This is a genomic window from Streptomyces sp. JJ66 (assembly GCF_019303495.1).
Taxonomy (GTDB): domain Bacteria; phylum Actinomycetota; class Actinomycetes; order Streptomycetales; family Streptomycetaceae; genus Streptomyces.
Genome location: NZ_JAEVFI010000019.1, coordinates 1 through 18,665 on the forward strand (window position 1 = coordinate 1; position 18,665 = coordinate 18,665).

Sequence of the window (18,665 nt, forward strand, 5' to 3'; positions counted from 1 at the left end):
GGGCGCGGTGGGGGCTCCTGCTGTGGCTCGTCGGCGGGGGTCTGCTGCGGGGGTGAGGGGGCGGGTCGTGTGGGGGGTGGCGGGGGTGCGTGCATCCATGCGGCGATGACCCATGCGCAGGTGAGTGCGGCGCCGGTGGCGGGCCACATCTCGATGGTCTTCCCGGCGAGTGCGGCGCCGGTGGCGAGGCCGCCGAGGCGGCCCCGGTGGCCGTCTTGCATGACCCAGGCCCGGATGCGGCTGGTGAGGGCGTGGCTGCCGGTGGCGAGGGCGCGGGCGGCTTCCCCGCTGGCGAGGATGGGGCGGAGTTCGGCGGCGAGCCGCTGGCGGTAGGCCATTAGGCGACCTTGTCGCCGAGGTTGGCGATAGCGTCGGCAACGGTGGACCACACGCCGCCCGCGCCTGCGGCTACGTACCAGAAGACGATGCCGGAGAGGGCGACCTGCCTCGTCGTCAGCTTCTTGAAGAAGATCACGATGGCCAGCGTTAGGGCGATGGCGCCCATGCCGAGGCCGGGGATCATGCCCTGGGCGAGGTCGAGGCCGTCACCGATGAGTTCGGGCACGACGGAGAACAACCCCCCGGCGGCGGCGTAGGCGCTTCCGGCGAGCATGCCGAGGATGAGGCAGGGCCACCAGCCGAGCGGTTTGATCTTGCCGCCGCCTTTGATGCCGACGAGGAGTACGGCGGTGAGGGCGACGGCGAGGCCGACGACGCCGAGGTTGCCGAACACGGAGTCCATGATGGTGTCCTTGCTGGTCAGGCACCGGGTGCGTAGAGGGTGATGCCGGTGATGGTGGAGGCGAGGGGGATGGCGGCGGGCCAGGCGACGGGGAGCCACAGGCCGCGGGTGCGGTGGTGCAGGAGGGCGGTGGCGGCGGCGATGGCGTACCAGAACCACGCCTGCGGGTGGGTGAGTCCGTTCGCGGCGATCCAGGCGGTGATGTGGGTGGCGTAGTCCACGAGGCCGAGAGTCCAGCCTGCTGCGGCGGCGGTGGCGTGGTAGGTGAGCCAGCGCAGCCGGGCGGGGGCGTGGTGCCAGGTGTCGGCCAGCGCGGCGCGGGGGCTGCGGGCGGGGTGGGGTGTCTGGTAGGCGGGGCGGTGGCCGGGGTGGCTGACGACGCGGCGCCAGGGGGACGGGGCGGAGCCGGTGTCCGGCTGGCTGTCCGGTTCTGTGTCGGCCGTGTCCGGGGTGTCGTCGCTGGTGGGGGCGCTGTCCGGCGTGCTGTCCCGGTCCGTGTCCGCGTCCGGCTCGGTGTCCGGGGCGGTGTCTGGTGCGGGGGCGGTGAGGTCGGCGTGCTGGCCGGTGCGCCAGTCGGGGAGCCGTCCCCCGCCGCGCACCCGGGCGGGCGCGGTAGTGGTGGGCTCGTCGGCGTAGAGGCGGTCCCACCAGTCGTCGGCGCGGGCGGTCGTCATGGCGGGGTCCTATGCGGTGAGGGCGTGGGCGGTGGCGGCAGCAACGCACAGGGCGGCGGATGCGCATGCGGCGACGCAGGCGGCGCGTTCGGCGCGGGTGCTGGTGAGGTGGGGGTCGGCGATCGCGGTGACGGCGGCGGCGAGTCCGAGCGCGACCCACACGGTGAAGCTCAGCGCGAGGAGGACGTGGGCAGGGGTCACCGTGCCCCTCCCCTCGCTTCACGGAGGTAGCGCTTGGCGGTGGCGGGGCTCACCGACAGGAGCTCGGCGACCTGGGCCGAGGTGATCCCCGCGTCCTGAGCCACCAGCTCAGCGACCTGAGCCACGGCCTGAGCCCGCTGAGCCGACTGAGCCGTGGCGCTGGTGGCGAAACCGAACGGGCGGCCGGTGGCGGGCTCAGGTCGGGCCGGGGGCTCAGGCGCGGTGACCTGCTCGGATACGAGCACGGCTGGGGCTGGCGAGCCCTTGGGCTCAGGGTGGCGAGCCAGTGGCTCAGCCGGGTGAGCGGTGGGCTCACGGCGGTGAGCTGGGGGCTCGGCGGCGGGTAGTTCGATGGGGCGGCGGCGGGCCAGTTCCCGGCCGCGCTCCTGTCGGGCGAGCTCGATGTCGAAGTCCACGGACACCTCGGAGAGCAGGAGTTCGGCTTGCATCTCGCGGCGCTCCATGTCGATGCGGTGCCGGGCTCGCTCGAAGGCCATGCCGCGCTCCATGTCGGCGAGCTGGTGCTGCTCGTCGTCGGTGAGGGCGGCGGGGTCGCGCATGTCGGCGAGCGCGAGCAACCACACGACTTTGGCGCCGAGCGGCAGGAAGGGTCCGGCGACGGCCATGGCGGCGGAGTCGCGGTCGATGCCGTGCCAGGCGAGGAATCCTGCGACGGTGAGGAGTGCGGCCCAGCCGAGGGCGGGCACGATCCAGGCGCGGTTACCGATGCGCAGGCCCCGGTATTCGGCGACGATGACGGATGCCCAGATGATGTCGGCTCCGGTGGCGACGGTGACGCCGATCCATCCGGCGCCGAGAAGGTCTACGAGGGACCAGGTGGTCCAGGCGAGGGAGGCGGCGGACAGGAGCGCGGCCGGGTAGAGCAGGGGTGAGCGGGGGCGGTTCATCGGCGGTGTGCCTTCCAGGCGTGGGCCGCGATGGCGGCGCAGATGAGGGCGGGGAGGTACTGGCCGGTGGCGGCGGCGAGCACGGCGAGGGCGGTGAACCCGTGGCGTGCGAGGGGGCCGCGCAGGTGGCGGTGCATCAGGCGGGGCGGGGCATGGCGCGGCAGCGCTCGGCGTGTTCCTGCGCCCAGGGGCGGGCGTCGCTGTCGGCCCACGTGCTGCCGTTGTCGAAGCGGTCGGCGCGGGGGCGCCACTCGTAGTTCCTGTACGCCGGGCAGCCGCCGCACTGGGCGGAGGTGACGTTCGGCGCGGTGTCGTTGGCGGTGAGGGTGTCGTGGGTGAGATCGACGGTGGCTCCGCCGACGGTGACGTAGCGAGCGATGACACCTTCGGGCCAGTCGGTGTCGGCGGTCGGGGTGGTGTCGGTCATGGGGGTCTCCGGGGGGTGGCCGCCCCGGGCTGGGGGCTCCGGGGCGGCCGGTTTGGGGTGGGTTAGGTCTGGGGTCGGCAGTAGGGGCAGCGTCCGCAGGTTTCGCCGTGGCATCGGTCGCAGGGGTCGTCGATGGGGTACCAGCGGCGGGTTTCGGGGTCCCAGGTCTGGCTGCGGATCTTGCCGAAGTCGCAGGTGCAGGTCTTGCGGCAGGCCATGTCACTTCTCCTTGGGTGCGTAGCGGCGGTGGGCGTCCTTGTCGAGTCCGGCGCGGGCGGCGGCGCCCTGCTGGTAGTCGCGGCGGCACGCTTCGACGGTGGCCGGTTCGCTGACGACGCGGTTTTCGCGGGGCTGGTTGTCGGGCTGGCGGCGGGTCACAGCGTGACTCCGGCGGTGGTCAGGCGGAGGCGGAGGGCGTATTCGGCGCGGGTGAGGCCGGGCTCGTCGGCGACGAACGGGAGGGCGCGCAGGATCGGCCTGGCGGCGTCGGCGTCTCCTCCGGCGACGGTGAGGGCGGTGCTCATGCGGTGGGCCTCGGTCATGGTCGCGTTGGGCCAGTGCCGGGCCAGCAGGTCGGCGACCTGGTTGACGAGCCGGGCGGTGTGCTGGCGGGCGTGCCGGATGCGGCGGAGGTGTTCGTCGGCCTGACTGTGCGGGGTGGCGGGTCGGGGCCGGGGGATGCGGGGGATGGCGGGCTGGTTGTCGCCCCATCCGGCGGTGGGACTGCCCTCGGCGAGGGCGGCGCCGATACGATCCATGACGGACCTGCCCTTTCGTAGTGGTTGTGGGTGGGTCTGGCCCCGGCCCAAGGCGCTGCAACGCCGGGCCGGGGCCGTTCTGTTGGTGCACGAGACCGGAGTGCGGGCCGCGCAGACAGCACGTTAAACCCCGGGATTGCCTTAATGCAACCCCGGGGCTTAATGTGGGGCGTGGCGCGCTCCCGGCAGCCGAAGGGAGAGCGGGGAGTGACGAACGAATCCGAGGAAAGGAGGCGAATCTTGGAAGCCATCGAGGCACTGGAGGCCATCGAGGATGATGCGCACTGCACGGCCGAAGTCTCTGCGGCTCTGAAGGACTGGCCGCAGTACCAAAAGCGTCTGCGCGAACTGCGGCAGCGGCGCGTCCAAGCGCTCAGAGGTCAGGGCAAGTCTTGGAAGGAAATCGCCAGCATCATCGGAGGAATCACCCCCGCTCGCGCGCAGCAGATCGGCCAAGGTCTGAGCGGTGCGGTGCGTCGAAAGCAGAACGTCAAGACGTCCGAGTAGCAGAACGGCCGAGCGGTGTGAAGACCGCCCGGCCGTGAGTACCAGCGGATTCGCAGTCCGCTGATCAACGAGTCCCACTTGCCAGTAAGGACTAACGCTTGCACAGCGTACCCGGGCAGGCTCCGCCATGCCCAGATGCCCCCGCGCCCGGATGGGTGCCGCTCACCCGCCCGCAGCAGGAGGCCGCCGCCACCCCCGCGCGCCGTGCTCAGCCCCGGGCGTGGCTGCGCGCCGTGACATGGCTGGTCGGCGCCGGACTCCACTCCCGCGCGAACGGCACCACGGAGCGGGTCGCCGCCGACCTCGCGCGGCGCATGGACTACCGCGAGGGCACCGTCCTGTACGACCTGGACGGCACCGCCCACCGGCTCGGCATCTCCCGCGCCACCGTCAAACGCCACGCCCGCGTGCTGCGCGAGGCGGGGCTGCTGGCGTGGCTGCGGCACGGCACCCGCACCAACCTCCGCCTCCCCGGACGCCCGTATGCGGGAACCGCCACCGTCTACGCCGCCACCATCCCGCCCGCCTACGACCACGCCCTGGGCCACCGCCTCGACGGCACCGGCTACGGCGCGCGGATCGTGGGGGTTACCGACGCGGGACGGGAGCGTGCCATCGCGGAGGCCAACACGCGCGCCAGCGGCAGGCGTTCAGCGGGAGGGCGTGAGCCCCAATCTCTAGGTCGTTACCCCGACGTACCTACAGTTGATGTGGGTGGGGGGTTGAACAACACCTCGCGCGCGAGGCGCCACAACGACCCCGCCCCGAACAAGCCCCACCCCCACCGCGCGGGAACCGGCCGCCCGGCCCGGCAGGTGGCCCGCGATATCGCCGTAGCCCGGCAGGTGCGGCCCTTGGTGGGCTGGACTCAGCGCGAGGGCCTGCGGCGCCTCGGCTACGCGCTGCGCCCGCTCATCGACGCGGGCCTGGACGTGCACGACATCGCCGCCGAACTCCACGCCTGGTACCTCACCTGGCGACCCCGCCGGCCGGCCGCGTACATCACCGCCCGCCTGCGCCAGCACGCCGCACAACCCGGCATCCCCACAGCGGATGCGGTCGCACCGGCCGACAGCCCCGCGTGGGCTACCTACTGCCGCCAGCAGCAGACCCGCGCGGCGATGCGGCAGCTGGTGGCCGACGCCGCCCCGCGCACCGACACCGACCGGCGGCAGGCCCGGGCCGCCGCCGTGCACGACCCGCACCGGGTCCTCGACCACGCCGACCGCGACCTGGACGACGCCATCGACCTCTACAGCGCCCCCCTCGTCGCCCGCTACGTGGGGCTCGCCGCCGCCGGGGTGCGGCTCGGCCGGTGACCAGGCCGGGCCACGCCCTACGGGACGGTGCGGTCGGGCGTGTCGAGCCAGACGCGCTGACCGCCCGGGGTGACCGTGAGCCCGTAGCGGGTGCGCGCCGGGGAGCCCGCCTGTACCCACCAGCCGTGCGCGCGCTCGATCTCGTCCCACAGCATGCGCGGGCCGTGCTGCTGCACCTCGAACTCGCCCCCGCCGGGGACGTAATCGCCGCTGGCCCACGAGCTGGTGTTGGGGTCGCCGAGCCACAGCGTGAACTCGCCGTCGTCCGGGCTGTGGCCGACGCTGTAGCGGCAGCCGGGCACCAGCACCCCGGCGGTGAACGCCGCGTCCTCGTCGCCGAACACACGCCGGGGGTCGAGGGTGGTGCGGGAGGTGGCGGGCTGGTGGTCGGCGCGGACGAGCGCCATCACATCCCGCCCGGGTGTTTCGCCACGGTTCCACATGAACGCACAGTCACCCACCACGGGTCCGCTGGCCGCGCCCTCGCCGCCGACAGTGAGGCGGAGCAGCACGCCGTTGTACAGGCCGGTGCCCCACGGCGTGACGATCACCCCGCCCGGGTTGAGCTGCTGCACCAGCGCCGGGGGGATGGTGTGCAGGGCGCACGTGACGACGATCCGGTCGAACGGCGCGTTCTCGGGGGCACCTTGGGTGCCGTCGCCCGTATGCAGGGTCGGCGCGTATCCGGCCCGTTTCAGCGCGGCGCGGGCGGTGTCGGCCAGCTCGGGGTCCACCTCAACGCTAGTGACGTGCTCGTCGCCGAGGCGGTGGCACAGCAGGGCGGCGTTATAGCCGGTGCCCGTGCCGATTTCCAGCACCCGCTGGCCAGGTTGTACGTCGAGCTCGGCGAGCATGGCGGCGACGACGCGGGGCATGCTCGCCGAGCTGGTCGGGGTGAGCGCCACGGGGGCGCCGGGCGGGTCGGCGACCTGAGTCACGAGCGCGGTGTCGGAGTAGATGAGTGCGCGCCACCGGCCGGGTTCGGTGGCGCGGTCTACGGGGTGGTAGCCGTCGTCTCCGCGCACCCATACGCGGTCGGGGATGAAGGTCTCGCGCGGCACTGCGGCCAGGGTGTCGGCCCAGTCGTCGGTGAGGTGTCCGGCGTCGCGCAGCGCACCCGCGAGGGCTGCGGGGCTGGTCAACGCTTCGGCTTCTCGGGGCGCTTGGGGTCGGGCGGGGGGATCGGTTTGTGCGGTTTGTGCCCGTCGCCCTCTGACGGGTCTGGCTTGCCGCCGTGTTTACCCATGGTGGTGCACCCCTTCCAGTGCGGTGACGTAACGCGCCTGGACAGTACCGGAGAGCGACCATGCGAGGGAAGGGCGACTTCACGCCGGACGCTGGCCGGTTCGCGCTCTTGTCGAGCACGCCAGGCGATCACCCACCGCCTGACCGCATCTGCGGCACGGCCGGTAGCACAGCGGCCGGGTGAGATGGCGCCCCAGAGGGAAGACGCCGCCGTCGCGACAGGCGGTCTCGAAGTATCCGTCAGCCAACCGCCGGGCGCGGTGGTCGGTCCGCCCGCGCGGCAGGCGGACCGTGTACGGCCACGACCGAGCGGCGGCGGGATCGGACACCACGGGGCCTCCCTGGACGGAGCGAGGAGTCGGTCAACGCCCACGGTAGCGACGCCGAGTCCGCCGGGCGATCACCCGTTTGGCTGCTTGCGGTCGGACCCTCGCGTGCCCCGCACGGTGCGGGCTTTGGCCATGATGCGCTCAGCGGTGCGGGTGCTGACCTCGTAGAGCGCGGCCAGCTCTCCGGCGGTCACGGGGCCTCGGCGGCCAATGTCCGCCCGCTCCAGCTCGGCGGCAACCTCGGCAACCCGGTGATCCGGTCGGCGTCTACGCGGGGCCTTGTCCCGGGCGCCGGGTGCGCGGCCCCTGTACTGCGTCGGGCGGGCGGCGCGGGCCTCGGCGGTGGCGCGAGTCCACCACCGGCGGCCGTGCCGCTCCTCGCCCCGGGGCATCAGCCCGCTTACGGCGTCGGCCCGGATCGTGGACGCGCTGACACCGGCGACGGTTGCGGCCTCGGCGTCGGTCAGCAGGTCGTCGGGGTGAGGCGTCGCAGGCAGGGATGGCAGAGGCTTGCCATCCAGGAAAGCTTCGACCTGGGCGGCGTCGTAGAGAGCCGGGCGCAGCGTCCCGGGAAGCGGGGGCACCGCGGCGGTGAACGCGTCGTGATGTCGGCGGCGCCATGTCGTCAGCGAGACCCCGGCAAGGTCGGCTACGCCGTGAAGATCGAGGGTGGGGCGGCCGTGCGGGATCACCGGGGCTCCTTCGGGGCGGGTAGTGCTGGTGCGAGGACATGGCCCCGGTTCGGTCTACACTGGGGCCGCTTTCCGTTCGGTCCTTTGGCCGGTGTTGGTGGAAGCGTCGGGCCGGTGGGATGCCGTCACCCCCTGGGGTGTCCCCACCGGCCCTTACCGCTGTCTTGGGGCCTACTTTCTGCGTGTTAATGGCGCCGGGGGCGGGTGCCGTTCCCGCCCCCGGCTGGCGTCGTCAGCCCTGGATGCCCTCGGCCGCGCGAATCTCGCGGTAGATGGCACCTACGAGAGTCTTGGCCAGGTTCACCCGCCCGGGCATCTTGCGGATCATGGCCAGGAACATGGCGCCCGCCTCGGCGTTGACGTCGATGGCCGGGTCCTGCTCGGCCATGCGGTTGGCCATCATGTAGGCGAGCACTCCGCCGGTGAAAAGGTCTTCGGCGAGCTCGTCCAGCACTTCGCCGACGTGACGACCGGTGCGGTGCGCGATCGGCTTCAGGTGGCGGTCGAGGAACTGCCCGGTGGCCTTGCTCAGTTCCTCTGCGCTGTAGGTGCTGGTGTTCATGTGCTGTGTCCTTTCGGGGTGTTGGTGGTGTCGGTCTGGGGTGCCGTTCCCCTTGCCGACACTTAAAAGAATACAGCACTATCGCGCCACGGTCAAGCCTGCCACGCCCCGCAGATGTAACTGAGTGCTGAACCTGACGGCGGGCGGTCACGCTTTCGGCCGTGATCCGTAGCGGTCACGGAGGGCCTGGAGGGAGCGCAGGCCGAGGGCTACACGGACCTTGTCGCGGATGCCGTGGATGTTGGTGGCGAGGATGGCGCGGGCGAGGTCGTCGCGCTCGGCGGTGAGCTGGCGGATGCGGTCATCGAGGGCTTTGAGCTGGTTGAGCTGCTGGTCGAGGTTGTCCATGGTCTGACGGTAGGACGGAACCAGCCCAAAAGCAAGATGGACTTGCCATAAGCAAGACTCACTTGCTATATTTAGGTCATCGGGAGGGCAGCAGAGCCCAAGCCCGGGACGAAAGGAAACACGTGGAAGAAGTTCTCGGGACCTTCCCCGACACCCCCGACGGCCGCAAGGCCGCCCGGGAACTCCAGGCCAAACTCGCGAAGAACCTCGTTCGGCGCGGACTCGCCCGGAAGTTCTCGATCGGAGTGGAGCGCCGGGGAGGCTCCTACTGGGTCACCCTGAACAAGCGCTGACCCAACAGTGAGTGCCCGCCCCCGTTGGAGCCGGGGGCGGGCACTTCGCCATGCTACGGCCGTCTCAGGCGGTGCGCGCCTGACGCTCGTAGCGCTGGACGGTCTGCTCCAGCTCGCGGTCGGGCGCGAGCAGGAGATCACGGGCGGCCGTGAGCTGCTGCGCCTCGGGCAGGGCGTCCACGGTGGCCTCGATGCGGTCGGCGAGGGGGTGACGGTCCATGGTCATACCTCCAATGGTAGTCGGTGCGGTTCAGGCGGCGTTCGCGGTGGCGGACCGGGAGGCCAGGGGCAGCCCCAGCAGGTCCACGCGCGGGTACTCGGTGCCGCAGCCGCCGCAGCTGGCACGCCCGGTGGAGACGGTGACCCGCAGCACCGTCCCGCACGCGCACACCACCCCGATGCGGCGCTCACCGGGGTCGCCGGTGACGGCGGCCTGTATGCGCCGGTGCCACTGCGCGATCTCGTCCACGAACTCGGCCACGGCCGGGTGCTGGCGGGAGGCCCGGCCCCAGTTCCAGCGCAGCACCCGGCACGCCTCAGCCACCTGGCCCTCGGCGGAGGCGGGCCAGTCGGGCGCCGTGGCGTACCCGGACTCCACCCACTCCCGCGCCCAGCTGGTGAGCACGGCGTGCGCCTCCGTCTGGAGGTCGATGGCATGCAGGCGCAGCGGCGCCCGCCCGCCGCTGCCGCTGTGCCGGGTGCCGACGAGCGCCGCCCCCCGCCCAGGCGCGAGGACACCGCCGAGCGCCGCATACAGGCCCGGCAGCTTGGCGAGATGGGTGGCGGTACTGCTGTAGCACCGGTCGCACAGCCCACCGGGCGTGGTGGGGTGGACGGTGCGGTGGCAGGCGGCGCAGAGACGCGGCGCGGGCTCGGCGAGGTGATCCACGGATTCTCCCGGGGGTGCGGTGGTGCGGGTACTGGGGGCGGCGCCCGGTGGGGACGGACGCCGCACGGGGCGGGTCAGGCGTCAGGCAGGGGGCTGTGGGAACGCGGCTCCCCGTTGATCAGGCGGGCGATGGCGAGTGCGTGGGGGCTGGCGAGGGTGTCGTGCCAGCCGGGATGGGCGGTGGCGGCCAGCCGGGCGGCCTCGGCGTCCAGCCAGCCGGCGAGGGCGGCCCCGAGGGCGGGGTCCATGGCAGCGGCGTAGGCGCCGTGGCGGGTGCGCATGCTGGGGTAGGTGCGGGGTCCGTCGGCGTGCATGAGCCGCGTGCCGGGTCCGGTGGGGTTGGCGGCGTACAGGTAGCCGTGGCCGGGGCGCGACTCCGCGAAGTGCCACTCGGTGGTCGGTTTGCCGTCCCGCTCGACGGGCGTGGCGGTGGCGGTGGAAGCGGCGGTCACGAGAGCGCGGAGCTTGTCGGCGGCTGCGCGGAGTTCTTCGGTGGGCGTCATCGGAGCTCCCTGGTGTCGAGGGCGGCGCGGATGCGGCGGGCGGTGTCCAGTGCGCCGTCGTCGTAGGTGCCGCGTCGTGGGACGTAGCGGGTGGCGTCGCCGTGGGCGGCGTCGCCGTGGGCGGCGTCGCAGGCGGCGCGCACGGCGGCGAGCTGGGCGTCGGCGGCGGCGAGTTCGTTCTCCAGCGCGACTGCGGTCCGGCGGGCGCGGTCACGCTCCTCGCGGGCGTCATACAGGCCCGAGCAGCGGTAGGCGAGTGCCTCCACGATGGGCGGCCCCTCCTCGCCGGTGTCCTCCGTGAGTTCGGCCATGGCTGCGGCGATTTCCCGGTCGCGGACGGCGCGCAGCATGTGCAGCTCGGCGTACAGGGCGTCCAGTCCGTCGTCCGTCGCGGTGTCGGCGCGCATGCGCGGCGCGGCGCCCTGTGTGCCCGCGTAAGGCTCTGCGAGCCCCCCCTCCCCTTGCTCGGCTCGTGGGGTGGGGGTTGAGGCCGCGAGAGGGCCGTTTCTGGCCGTTCTCGGGGCCGGGTTCGGGGTGTTGCGCAGTGCGGCCATCAGCCTACCGTCCCTTCTGTAATGGATTGCGATGGTTCTACGCCGAGTTGGACGGCGGCGAGCGCGACGGCCTCCCGGATCGGCATGCCGTCCTCCGACGCCGCGCGCAGCGCGAGCGCCCGCACGTGCAGGTCCTCGGCGAGTGCCTGCTGCTGCGGCGTCAGGGCGCCGCGTCCGGTACGGCGGTGTGCGGCGGGCGGACGCGACGGTGCCCACGAGTCGTCGTCGGGCCGGGTCGTCGGGTCGGTCATCGGGTCGTCTCCTCGGCGGCGTCTGGCGCGGCCCGCAGGCGGCGGGACGGCACGGTGTGGACCTGGGTGACGCGGGTTGGGTGCAGGCCCGGCGTCGGGGACGGGCAGCGGCAGCCCAGCTCGACCAGAGCGGGCTGGGCCTTGCAAGCGGCCCGGCAGCGGCGGCAGTACGGCGGCGATGATGTCCAGCGCGGTCGCGCGGGTCCGCTCGAACGTTTCCTGCCGCGCCTGCCCGTCCTCACCGGAGCCGTCCAGGTCGAACGCGGCCTGGCCGCGGGTGCGGCGTCGCCCGCCGGAAGGGCTGATCTCGGTACAGATCGGAGAGCCCCACAGGATGCGGGTGCGGGGCAGGCGGCGCTTGTCGAGAGCGTTGATGTCGGCGATGAGGTGTTCGGCGCCCGAGTGGTTGGCGGCGTGGGTGCGGATGCTGACGGGATCGTGGTTCGCGGCCAGGCGCAGGGTGTAGCCGGTCTCGACAAGGCCCGTGGAAGAGCCGCCAGCGCCACAGAACAGGTCAGTGAAGGTGAGGTCGCTGTCGTGCCGGTAGGCGCTCACGGGTGTCTCCTGGGTGTGTTCCGGGGTGGGCGTGGGATGCTGGGGCTGGCCCCTCCCGGTTGCTGCGGGAGGGGCCGCTGCCGTGTCACGGGGCGGTGGCGCGGTCGCGGTTGGTGTGGGGCGGGATGGCGGACTGCTGCCACCAAGCGCCCGTGGTCTGGTCCACGTGCCGCCAGCCGGGGTGCGGGCCGGTGGGCAGGGTGCACGTCCAGGTGGTGAGCTGGTCGCCGCAGGCGGGCCGGGGGGTGTCGGGTGCGCGGTGGACGCTGCACCGGCCGCCGGGGTGCCGGACGATCCACTCGCCAAAGAACGCGACGACGCGGTCCGGGTACTGGCCGATGCGGAGTCCGACGATCTGGTTCTCACCGTCGATGGGCTGCCAGTAGCCCTTGGTGAACGTCCACGGCCGCGTGCGGGTCGATCTCGTGCTCGACGCGGGCGAGTGAGCGGGGTGTCAGCTGCCAGGTGCGGCACCCGGCGGCCTCGGCCTCCACCAGCGGGCGGCAGTGCGGGCACTCGGCGCGGACATCGATGAGGTTGCCCCGCTCGTCGGTGTCGCGGCCGTCGAGGTCGCCGAGCAGGGTGCCGCAGCCGCTGCAGGCGCGCTGGAGCTTGATGGTGGTGATGGTGCGGCCGTCGTCGCCGAGGGTGACGCGGTCGGGGGTGCGGGTGCGCGGGGTGGTCACGGGGTCCTCCGTGGGTGCGGGGCGGGTCAGGCAGCGGTACGGCCTCAGCGGGTCGCGGGCTTAGCGGCCCAGGCGCACGTCCAGTAGTGGCGGCAGTTGGGGCAGCGGTAGAAGGCTTGGACTCCGGGGCCGTCCGGTTTGACGTCGAGGGGCTTGACGTTGCGGCGGTCGCAGTTCTCGCACGAGTCGTGGTAGGCGGCGGGGTTGAGGTTCATCCGGTGGCTCCTGTCGATGAGTGGCCGGTGTACGGGTCGGCGTCGATGGGGGTGTAGGGCACCCAGGGCCAGTCCTCGCCCTGGCGCAGGAAGCGGGGCCAGGCCCGCTCGTCGCGCATGCCGCGCCACGGCACGACGCGGCGGGCACGGTCCACGTCGGCGGACTTTTCGTCCTCGACGGGGCGCAGGCCGAAGCCGAATTCGGGCCAGCGCATCCACAGCGAGCTGCCGAGTGGGCGCAGGGAGCGCGGGCCGAGGCCGTTGCCGTGTGGTGAGTGGGCTTCCATGAGGACGGCGCAGTTGGAGGTGGCGCGGGCCTCATCGATGACGACAGACACTTTGCGGGCGAGTTCTTCGTCGTTGGGGTTGCCACCGTGGAGCCGGTAGACGGGGCCGATGATCAGCACATCGGGGCGTAGCTGTTCGACGCGGCGCATCACCCACGACCGGTCCTTGGGGCGGGTGAGGTCGATGCCCTGGGGGCGGCATTCGATGGCGAACTGGCCGCGTCGCAGGCCACAGCGGGCTCGTTCGGCGGAATTGAGCAGGGGCCGGTACTGGCGGCGGGAGGCGGCTTCGGAGTTTTCGCAGTCCAGGACGAGAACGCGGGCGGGGTCGATGCTGGCGCCGGGGTTGAACGGGTGGAGCCCGGCGGCGACCTGGACGGCGATCTGGCGCAGCCAGGTGGATTTGCCGCCGCCTTCCGCAGCGGTGAGGAGGAGGCGGTCGCCGTGTTCGAGGATGCCGGGGACGATCCAGTCGTAGGTGTCCTCGTGCTGGACGAAGTCGAGGAGGTCTTGGACGGGGAGGTCTTCGGTGGCCTGGCCTTGGTCGCGCAGGTCACGGGTGAGGGTGACGGCTGCTTCCACGTGGTCGGTGGTTTCGCCGGTGGGGTCGTAGGCGGACTGGACGATGCGGGTTCCGGTCTCGATCAGGCCGCGGCGCAGGGCGCGGTCTTGGACGATGTCGGCGTAGTAGGCGGCGTTGGCGGCGGTGGGGACGGCGCTGAGGAGGGTGAAGAGGTAGCCCTGACCGCCGATGCGTGCGAGGTCGCCGCTGTCGGCGAGGTGTTTGCCGAGGGTGATGGGGTCGAGGGCGTGGCCGCGGGCGTGCATGCGGCCGATGGCGTTGAAGATCGTGGTGTGGGCGGGGCGGTAGAACGCGTCGGGGTTGAGGGTGTCGAGGGCGGTGCGGCAGGCGGTGGCGCTGAGGATGCAGGCGCCGAGGACGGACTGTTCGGCGTGGAGGTCGTTGGGCGGGGTGCGGTCGAAGGCGGCAGTGTCGGGTTCGGTGTCGGTCATCAGAAGATGCCCCGCTCTTCGGGGCTGACGTAGTGGCTGCCGTATCCGTAGCCGCCGACCGCGCGAAGGCGGGGGCTTTCGGCGGCCTTCTTGGCGTCGTCGCGAATCCACTTCTGCCAGGCGTCCGGCCATGAGCGACGGCGGGCGCCGGTGGAGCGGTAGTAGCTGACGAACTGGGCGGTGGAGTAGTCGATGTCGATGGCGGCGGTGTAGCCGTCTCGGTGAGCCCAGCGGCGCATGCCGTCGGTGATCGTGAAGTCTTCGGGGAGGGGGTGGAGTCCGTCGGTGGAGGCGTCCGCAACGGGGGGACGTCCACGTCCGCCCGCGCTTCCCCCCTTCAAAGGACCTTTCAAAGGACCTTTTGGCGGACGCCCACGTCCCCCCGCTGCGGACGCCCACGTCCCCCCGCTCTGGACGTCCACGTCCGCCCGGACGTCCACGTCCGCCCGGACGTCCACGTCCGCCCGCCCAGACGGGGGAACACTGCCTGAGCTGGGGTTTTCCACCTTCTTTGCGTCACGTGCGGCCCGGCCACGCTCACGGGAGGACGCCAGCGTCCGGGCGGACGTCCGCGTCCCCTCGTCATCGCCCGCGCGGCCCCCCGGAACGGTGCATTCCAGCGCCAGGTCGTAGACAACGGGGCGCTTGTCCGAGGGAAGGTGTTCAACCAGGGACTGGTCACCCTTGCGGATGAGCTTGCAGTCTTCGAGCTGGCGCAGGTCCCGGCGGACGGACCGCTCAGCCTTGCAGGCGAGTGCGGCGAGGCGGGACACCGAGGGGTACGCGGCGGCGCCATCCCGGTCCGCATGCTTGGCCAGCGCTACCAGCGTGGGCAGCAGCTGCGAGGGCATGGGGGGTGCGTACTCCGCTGCCCACGTAATGGCCTCGATGCTCAACGGTCCTTCTCTCGTTCGTACTGGTTCGGGCATGGCGGCAACCCTGTTCAAGGCGGTTTGTTGGCCGCTTTGCCCGACACCAACACTACCTCAGGGTGTACAGGCACCCGCAATACATTCGCAGCACACGCGCAGCGCTTGGGGTGTGCAGTCAACAGAAGGTCAGCTACTCTGCTGTCGTGACCACGAAAGGAACCCCCGGCCGGATGCTCCGCGTCGATGACGAGACGTGGGCCGCATACGGCGAGGCGTGCGAGGCGAAAGGCATCAGCCGGGCCGCCGACATGCGCATGCACATCAAGCGCGAGATCGCCGCCCACCGGCGCCGCCAGCGCGAGAACGCCTGACCGCATCGCCACCCCTTCCGGCCCCGCCTTTCGGCGGGGCCTTCGTCGTGCCGGTTCAGTGCTGTCGGAGTGCTGCGGGGCTGTGTGGGTGGCAGCGCCAGCCGCACGGGTACAGGCGGGCTGGTGCCCGGCAGCGGACGGCACCGGCCGAGCAGCGCCCGGCCTCCGCAGCGGGACGCGCTGGCGGCGTCACGGCGGTCACGCCGCCTCCCGCACGGTGCGCTGGACGCGGAGCTGGTGGTTGTACTCGGACTTCGCGGCCCGGCAGTCCTCGCACGGCTCCCCGCCCCGGTTGTGGTGCCGCTTGTAGCCGGTGTAGGTGCCGCACCGGTCGCTGTACCGAGGCACGGGCAGGCCCCGGGCGCGGCGTCGCTCGTCGGGGGTGAGGCCGCCCCACACGCCCCACACGTAGCCGCCGGTCTCCAGCTCGTCAGCGGCAGCCCGGCACTCGCGCACCACCGGGCAGCGGGCGCACATGCTCTTGGCGTAGGCGATGCCCACGATGTCGGTGCGGGCGGGGAACATCGCCTCCGGGTCCTCGCCTGCGCATGCGGCGGCAGCCCGCCAGTCCGCGTCCGCGCGGGTGCTGGTGCCGTCGTGGTGGTGGAGAAGCTGCCGGGCGATGATCATCGGGTCACCTGCTGTCGGTCGGGCCAGGCCACCCCGCCCAGTGCGGCGCGGTGCCCGGCGGGAACATCGGCCAGCGGCTGGCCAAGCCAGTCCAGCCCAGCCGCCCGCAGCACAAGCGCGTCGGCCTCGTCGTCGGTGGCGCACACCGCCCCGTAGCGCTGCTGCACAGCGGCCAGCACGGCGGTTTTGCGGGCGGCGCCGGAGCCGGTGGCGTAGCGGGCACGGCAGGCCGGGGGCATCACCGCCACCGGTATGCCCCGGTCGATCAGGGCGCCGGTGATGCGCCACCACAGGCCGGAGGCGTCGTGATGCCCGGCCATGTGCGCGGCCCGGTACGCAGGCCCCTCCACCACCACCAGGTCCACCGCCCCGACCTCCCGCAGGACTTCGCGGGTGATGTGGGCGAGCCGGGCGTGCCGGGCGGTGAGGGCGTCGCGGCGGCGGCCGGTGGTAGGGATGGTGACGGTGCCGCCGAGTGTGGCCACCCCGGTGGAGGTGAGGGAGATGTCGAGTCCGACGACGCGGTAGAGGCGGGCGGGGGCGGTCATGCGGCATCGCCTCCTGCCCGGGGGTGGTGCGCCTCGCGCAGGGTGATGACGCGAACCACCCCGGCAGGCGGTACCTCGCCGCCCGTGGCGGTGTCGCGGCCCCGCAGCCGCCAAAGCTCCTGCCGGGCCGCGGCCAGCTCCTGCGCCAGGGCCGCCGCACGCTCCCGCTCGTGCTCCAGGTCCAGCCGCACCCCGGACAGTTCGATCCCGGCGGCGTCAAGCTGGGCGAGCAGCTGCTCGCGGTCGTCGTCCCCGGCGGTCTTGGCTGCGGGCTGGGGGTGGCGGAGGTCGGCACGGTGGCGTCCACGGGCCATCACGCGGCCCCCGCCCTGGTGATGCCGAGCGGGTAGGGACTGGCCCCGCAGCGGCACGTGTCGAACGTGCCCCCGCACGCCGGGCAGCGCGGCTCGGCGCGCAGGGCGCGTCGCGCCCGACGGGCGGCCCAGGCGGCGGCGCGCACCAGCCCGAGAACGGCCAGCGCGGCGAGCCCAAGCCACACCAGCACCCCGGTGGCGAGCACGGCCAGGACGGCGTACAGGGCGATGTCGGAGTTCATCAGCGCCCCCTGTGCTGGGAGTGGATGAGGAGCGCGGCGGCGATGACCGCGCACGCGAGGGCGATCCAGGCGGTGGCGGTCACGCGGCAGCCCTCCCCTCGCGGCGGGCGGCGGCCTGCTGCTGGCGGCGCTGCTCGATGCGCTCCTCCAGCCACCCCCGGCCCGCGCCGGTGAGCCGGTAGACGTTGACCGGTTTGCCGTGGGCGCGGGGGTTGATCGACGGGGTAGTGCCGACGATGTCCAGCACGCGCGGGTGGCGGCGGAACACGAGGCCGTGGAAGTACAGCCCCGCCGCCCCGTGCGCCAGCTCGGGCAGCACGGTGCGCAGGTCGTTCATGGAGACGGGCTCGCCGTCGGCGGCTATCGCCAGCAGCGCCTGGTCCAGCAGCGCGGTGTCCCAGGTGGTGACCGAGGCGTAGAGGGGGCGGAGGTAGTCGAGGCTGTTGGAGCGGACGTCAGGCACGGGCTCTCCTTGCGGGGTGGGGTTGGGGCGCTGCCGGGCCGGGACCGTGGGGGCGGGCTCAACCGGCCCGGCAGGCCGTCAGGGGGTCGGGGCGGGGGTTTCGTGCCCGCAGGCCAGGCACTGCACGGCGCCGTCCGGCAGGGCCACGTGCGTGGTGCGGCCCGCGCATCCGGCGCGGTCACACACCCGCACCAGCAGCCCGTCCGGCAGAGTGAGCAGTGGCGGCAGGCCTGCCGTGGTCGGCTCGATGCGGGTCGTCGCCCACTCCAGCAGCCGCAGCACCACGACCAGCAGCGTGATCAGCCCGGTCACCGCGAGCAGGGCGGCGGCCATCACGTCACCTCCCCCGGCTCGCGCACCGGCAGCCGGTCACCCGCGCCCGCCGGCGAGGGCGGCGGCGCGGCCTTGGCCCGGTCGGGGCGGCGCTCCTGCCAGCTGCGGCCCGCCTCCACTTCCGGCGAGTCCAGGCCCACCGCCGCGTCATAGCGGGCCTGCAACGCCGCGTGGGCGGCCTCCAGATCACGCAAGCGGGCCGTCAGCGCCTCTAGGTCACGCAACGTTTTCGCGCGGGCCGCCGCCTCGAACTCCGCCCGGTCACAGGCGCCGATACGCCGCTCCGACTCCTCCCGCAGGCGGCGTTGCAGGCTGGTCAGCTGCGCGCGCAGGGTCCGCCTCGTCGTCCACATCACGCGGCCTCGCTGCCCTGCTCGTGACCGGAGACCAGCTGCGGCAGGTCCAGGTGCGTGAGCTTGCAGTCCCGCCACGCGGTGATGATCGCCTCGCCGCCGCCCTTAGCGTGGCGCACGCTGTGCGTCGTCGCCCGACCCGCGCGCACCTCCACACCCGGCACCCCGCTCAGCTCACCGGTTGCCGCGTCGGCGACCTCAGCAACACCAGCGGCGGTCATCTGGGCGAGCAGCGACGCCCGGTAGGCGGGCCGCACCTCCGTCACCACCCGGCTCACAACCTCACTCGGCGCGGCCTGGCGCACCCACGCCAGGAACGCGTCCTCGTCGGTCACCACAGCAGTGGCCTTCGGGCTTGTGCGAGAGATCGTGGCCACCTTCGTGCCGTCCGGCAGGGTTGCATCGACCCGCGACGCGCCCGTGATCTCCAACTCCTGCTGCATCGCGGCTTTCACGGCCCGCAGCTGTTCACCCACCGCGTCAGCCAGGGTCTTCAGCGCCGCCTCACGCAGCGCCAGTTCGGCGAGATTCGCCATGACGTATCTCCTTCGGGGAAGGGGCCGCCCCCGCAGCCAGCGAG

Annotated in this window: 34 protein-coding genes and 1 pseudogene; 4 read left to right on the plus strand and 31 right to left on the minus strand. The window is 72.8% G+C overall.

What is annotated here, in order from left to right; translation table 11 throughout:
* The 10 genes and pseudogenes from JJV70_RS15115 to JJV70_RS15160 form a co-directional block, all read right to left on the minus strand.
* Positions 1-338, minus strand: a pseudogene (locus tag JJV70_RS15115) (hypothetical protein); the annotation flags it as partial.
* Positions 338-742 carry a hypothetical protein gene (locus JJV70_RS15120; protein WP_219048492.1) on the minus strand — a complete coding sequence of 135 codons (405 nt, stop codon included), beginning with the start codon at positions 740-742 and terminating at the stop codon, positions 338-340. The pseudogene JJV70_RS15115 and the gene JJV70_RS15120, both read right to left, overlap by 1 nt.
* Before the next feature lie 17 nt (positions 743-759).
* Positions 760-1,416: a hypothetical protein gene (locus tag JJV70_RS15125; RefSeq protein ID WP_219048493.1), complete on the minus strand. Its 657-nt coding sequence runs from the start codon at positions 1,414-1,416 to the stop codon at positions 760-762.
* A gap of 9 nt (positions 1,417-1,425) precedes the next feature.
* Complete coding sequence (locus tag JJV70_RS15130; protein ID WP_219048494.1) at positions 1,426-1,617, minus strand: hypothetical protein; 192 nt, start codon at positions 1,615-1,617, stop codon at positions 1,426-1,428.
* A complete protein-coding gene (locus JJV70_RS15135) occupies positions 1,614-2,525 on the minus strand; it encodes a hypothetical protein (protein WP_219048495.1) in 912 nt (303 codons plus the stop codon). Before JJV70_RS15135 ends, JJV70_RS15130 begins: the two co-directional genes overlap by 4 nt.
* Positions 2,522-2,662, minus strand: coding sequence for a hypothetical protein (locus JJV70_RS15140; protein WP_219048496.1), 141 nt, complete (start codon positions 2,660-2,662; stop codon positions 2,522-2,524). The genes JJV70_RS15135 and JJV70_RS15140 overlap by 4 nt, the downstream gene beginning before the upstream one ends.
* Positions 2,662-2,952, minus strand: coding sequence for a hypothetical protein (locus tag JJV70_RS15145; RefSeq protein ID WP_219048497.1), 291 nt, complete (start codon positions 2,950-2,952; stop codon positions 2,662-2,664). The genes JJV70_RS15140 and JJV70_RS15145 overlap by 1 nt, the downstream gene beginning before the upstream one ends.
* Before the next feature lie 62 nt (positions 2,953-3,014).
* Positions 3,015-3,170, minus strand: coding sequence for a hypothetical protein (locus JJV70_RS15150; protein WP_219048498.1), 156 nt, complete (start codon positions 3,168-3,170; stop codon positions 3,015-3,017).
* Between the two features lies 1 nt (position 3,171).
* Entirely contained in the window at positions 3,172-3,330 is a 159-nt protein-coding gene (locus tag JJV70_RS15155) for a hypothetical protein (RefSeq protein WP_219048499.1), read from the minus strand.
* Positions 3,327-3,710, minus strand: coding sequence for a hypothetical protein (locus JJV70_RS15160; protein ID WP_219048500.1), 384 nt, complete (start codon positions 3,708-3,710; stop codon positions 3,327-3,329). Before JJV70_RS15160 ends, JJV70_RS15155 begins: the two co-directional genes overlap by 4 nt.
* A gap of 240 nt (positions 3,711-3,950) precedes the next feature.
* On the opposite strand from JJV70_RS15160, the gene JJV70_RS15165 reads away from it, so the two are divergent.
* Both JJV70_RS15165 and JJV70_RS15170 read left to right on the plus strand, forming a co-directional pair.
* On the plus strand, positions 3,951-4,217 hold the full coding sequence (locus tag JJV70_RS15165) for a hypothetical protein (RefSeq protein WP_257574007.1): 267 nt from the start codon (positions 3,951-3,953) through the stop codon (positions 4,215-4,217).
* Between the two features lie 155 nt (positions 4,218-4,372).
* On the plus strand, positions 4,373-5,536 hold the full coding sequence (locus tag JJV70_RS15170) for a helix-turn-helix domain-containing protein (protein WP_219048502.1): 1,164 nt from the start codon (positions 4,373-4,375) through the stop codon (positions 5,534-5,536).
* 17 nt (positions 5,537-5,553) lie between these two features.
* On the opposite strand, the gene JJV70_RS15175 is transcribed toward JJV70_RS15170, so the two are convergent.
* The 4 genes from JJV70_RS15175 to JJV70_RS15190 all read right to left on the minus strand — a co-directional run bounded on the left by JJV70_RS15175 (position 5,554) and on the right by JJV70_RS15190 (position 8,712).
* Complete coding sequence (locus tag JJV70_RS15175) at positions 5,554-6,678, minus strand: methyltransferase domain-containing protein (protein WP_219048503.1); 1,125 nt, start codon at positions 6,676-6,678, stop codon at positions 5,554-5,556.
* 503 nt (positions 6,679-7,181) lie between these two features.
* The gene (locus tag JJV70_RS15180) at positions 7,182-7,802 is read right to left on the minus strand and encodes a DNA-binding protein (RefSeq protein WP_219048504.1); all 621 of its coding nucleotides are present in this window, start codon (positions 7,800-7,802) and stop codon (positions 7,182-7,184) included.
* Between the two features lie 232 nt (positions 7,803-8,034).
* Positions 8,035-8,364, minus strand: a complete 330-nt coding sequence (locus JJV70_RS15185; protein ID WP_219048505.1) for a hypothetical protein — start codon at positions 8,362-8,364, stop codon at positions 8,035-8,037.
* Positions 8,365-8,511: 147 nt separating this feature from the next.
* A complete protein-coding gene (locus JJV70_RS15190) occupies positions 8,512-8,712 on the minus strand; it encodes a hypothetical protein (RefSeq protein ID WP_219048506.1) in 201 nt (66 codons plus the stop codon).
* Between the two features lie 122 nt (positions 8,713-8,834).
* On the opposite strand from JJV70_RS15190, the gene JJV70_RS15195 reads away from it, so the two are divergent.
* The gene (locus JJV70_RS15195) at positions 8,835-9,005 is read left to right on the plus strand and encodes a hypothetical protein (protein ID WP_219048507.1); all 171 of its coding nucleotides are present in this window, start codon (positions 8,835-8,837) and stop codon (positions 9,003-9,005) included.
* A gap of 64 nt (positions 9,006-9,069) precedes the next feature.
* On the opposite strand, the gene JJV70_RS15200 is transcribed toward JJV70_RS15195, so the two are convergent.
* From JJV70_RS15200 to JJV70_RS15240, 9 genes are all read right to left on the minus strand, one after another.
* A complete protein-coding gene (locus JJV70_RS15200; RefSeq protein ID WP_219048508.1) occupies positions 9,070-9,231 on the minus strand; it encodes a hypothetical protein in 162 nt (53 codons plus the stop codon).
* A gap of 24 nt (positions 9,232-9,255) precedes the next feature.
* Positions 9,256-9,894 (minus strand): hypothetical protein, encoded by a 639-nt coding sequence (locus JJV70_RS15205; protein WP_219048509.1) that lies wholly within the window; start codon positions 9,892-9,894, stop codon positions 9,256-9,258.
* 74 nt (positions 9,895-9,968) lie between these two features.
* Positions 9,969-10,397: a hypothetical protein gene (locus JJV70_RS15210; protein WP_219048510.1), complete on the minus strand. Its 429-nt coding sequence runs from the start codon at positions 10,395-10,397 to the stop codon at positions 9,969-9,971.
* Positions 10,394-10,804 carry a hypothetical protein gene (locus tag JJV70_RS15215; protein ID WP_219048511.1) on the minus strand — a complete coding sequence of 137 codons (411 nt, stop codon included), beginning with the start codon at positions 10,802-10,804 and terminating at the stop codon, positions 10,394-10,396. Before JJV70_RS15215 ends, JJV70_RS15210 begins: the two co-directional genes overlap by 4 nt.
* Before the next feature lie 146 nt (positions 10,805-10,950).
* A complete protein-coding gene (locus JJV70_RS15220; protein WP_219048512.1) occupies positions 10,951-11,757 on the minus strand; it encodes a DNA cytosine methyltransferase in 807 nt (268 codons plus the stop codon).
* A gap of 362 nt (positions 11,758-12,119) precedes the next feature.
* Positions 12,120-12,443, minus strand: a complete 324-nt coding sequence (locus JJV70_RS15225; RefSeq protein WP_219048513.1) for a hypothetical protein — start codon at positions 12,441-12,443, stop codon at positions 12,120-12,122.
* Between the two features lie 44 nt (positions 12,444-12,487).
* Positions 12,488-12,658 (minus strand): hypothetical protein, encoded by a 171-nt coding sequence (locus JJV70_RS15230; protein WP_219048514.1) that lies wholly within the window; start codon positions 12,656-12,658, stop codon positions 12,488-12,490.
* Positions 12,655-13,959, minus strand: coding sequence for a DnaB-like helicase N-terminal domain-containing protein (locus tag JJV70_RS15235; RefSeq protein WP_219048515.1), 1,305 nt, complete (start codon positions 13,957-13,959; stop codon positions 12,655-12,657). Before JJV70_RS15235 ends, JJV70_RS15230 begins: the two co-directional genes overlap by 4 nt.
* Positions 13,959-14,810, minus strand: coding sequence for a helix-turn-helix domain-containing protein (locus tag JJV70_RS15240; protein WP_219048516.1), 852 nt, complete (start codon positions 14,808-14,810; stop codon positions 13,959-13,961). The genes JJV70_RS15235 and JJV70_RS15240 overlap by 1 nt, the downstream gene beginning before the upstream one ends.
* A gap of 224 nt (positions 14,811-15,034) precedes the next feature.
* Between JJV70_RS15240 and JJV70_RS15245 the strand changes: the two genes are divergently transcribed.
* Positions 15,035-15,202: a hypothetical protein gene (locus JJV70_RS15245; protein ID WP_219048517.1), complete on the plus strand. Its 168-nt coding sequence runs from the start codon at positions 15,035-15,037 to the stop codon at positions 15,200-15,202.
* Between the two features lie 198 nt (positions 15,203-15,400).
* Here the strand turns inward: JJV70_RS15245 and JJV70_RS23275 are convergent, their stop codons facing one another.
* The 8 genes from JJV70_RS23275 to JJV70_RS15285 form a co-directional block, all read right to left on the minus strand.
* Entirely contained in the window at positions 15,401-15,832 is a 432-nt protein-coding gene (locus JJV70_RS23275; RefSeq protein WP_219048518.1) for a WhiB family transcriptional regulator, read from the minus strand.
* Positions 15,829-16,380, minus strand: a complete 552-nt coding sequence (locus JJV70_RS15255; protein WP_219048519.1) for a hypothetical protein — start codon at positions 16,378-16,380, stop codon at positions 15,829-15,831. The genes JJV70_RS23275 and JJV70_RS15255 overlap by 4 nt, the downstream gene beginning before the upstream one ends.
* Positions 16,377-16,694 carry a hypothetical protein gene (locus tag JJV70_RS15260; RefSeq protein ID WP_219048520.1) on the minus strand — a complete coding sequence of 106 codons (318 nt, stop codon included), beginning with the start codon at positions 16,692-16,694 and terminating at the stop codon, positions 16,377-16,379. Before JJV70_RS15260 ends, JJV70_RS15255 begins: the two co-directional genes overlap by 4 nt.
* Positions 16,694-16,936: a hypothetical protein gene (locus JJV70_RS15265; RefSeq protein ID WP_219048521.1), complete on the minus strand. Its 243-nt coding sequence runs from the start codon at positions 16,934-16,936 to the stop codon at positions 16,694-16,696. The genes JJV70_RS15260 and JJV70_RS15265 overlap by 1 nt, the downstream gene beginning before the upstream one ends.
* A gap of 79 nt (positions 16,937-17,015) precedes the next feature.
* Positions 17,016-17,399, minus strand: coding sequence for a hypothetical protein (locus tag JJV70_RS15270; protein WP_219048522.1), 384 nt, complete (start codon positions 17,397-17,399; stop codon positions 17,016-17,018).
* Between the two features lie 78 nt (positions 17,400-17,477).
* Complete coding sequence (locus JJV70_RS15275) at positions 17,478-17,732, minus strand: hypothetical protein (RefSeq protein ID WP_219048523.1); 255 nt, start codon at positions 17,730-17,732, stop codon at positions 17,478-17,480.
* Positions 17,732-18,085 (minus strand): hypothetical protein, encoded by a 354-nt coding sequence (locus tag JJV70_RS15280; RefSeq protein ID WP_219048524.1) that lies wholly within the window; start codon positions 18,083-18,085, stop codon positions 17,732-17,734. The genes JJV70_RS15275 and JJV70_RS15280 overlap by 1 nt, the downstream gene beginning before the upstream one ends.
* A complete protein-coding gene (locus JJV70_RS15285; protein ID WP_219048525.1) occupies positions 18,085-18,621 on the minus strand; it encodes a hypothetical protein in 537 nt (178 codons plus the stop codon). Before JJV70_RS15285 ends, JJV70_RS15280 begins: the two co-directional genes overlap by 1 nt.
* Positions 18,622-18,665 lie beyond the last annotated feature (44 nt).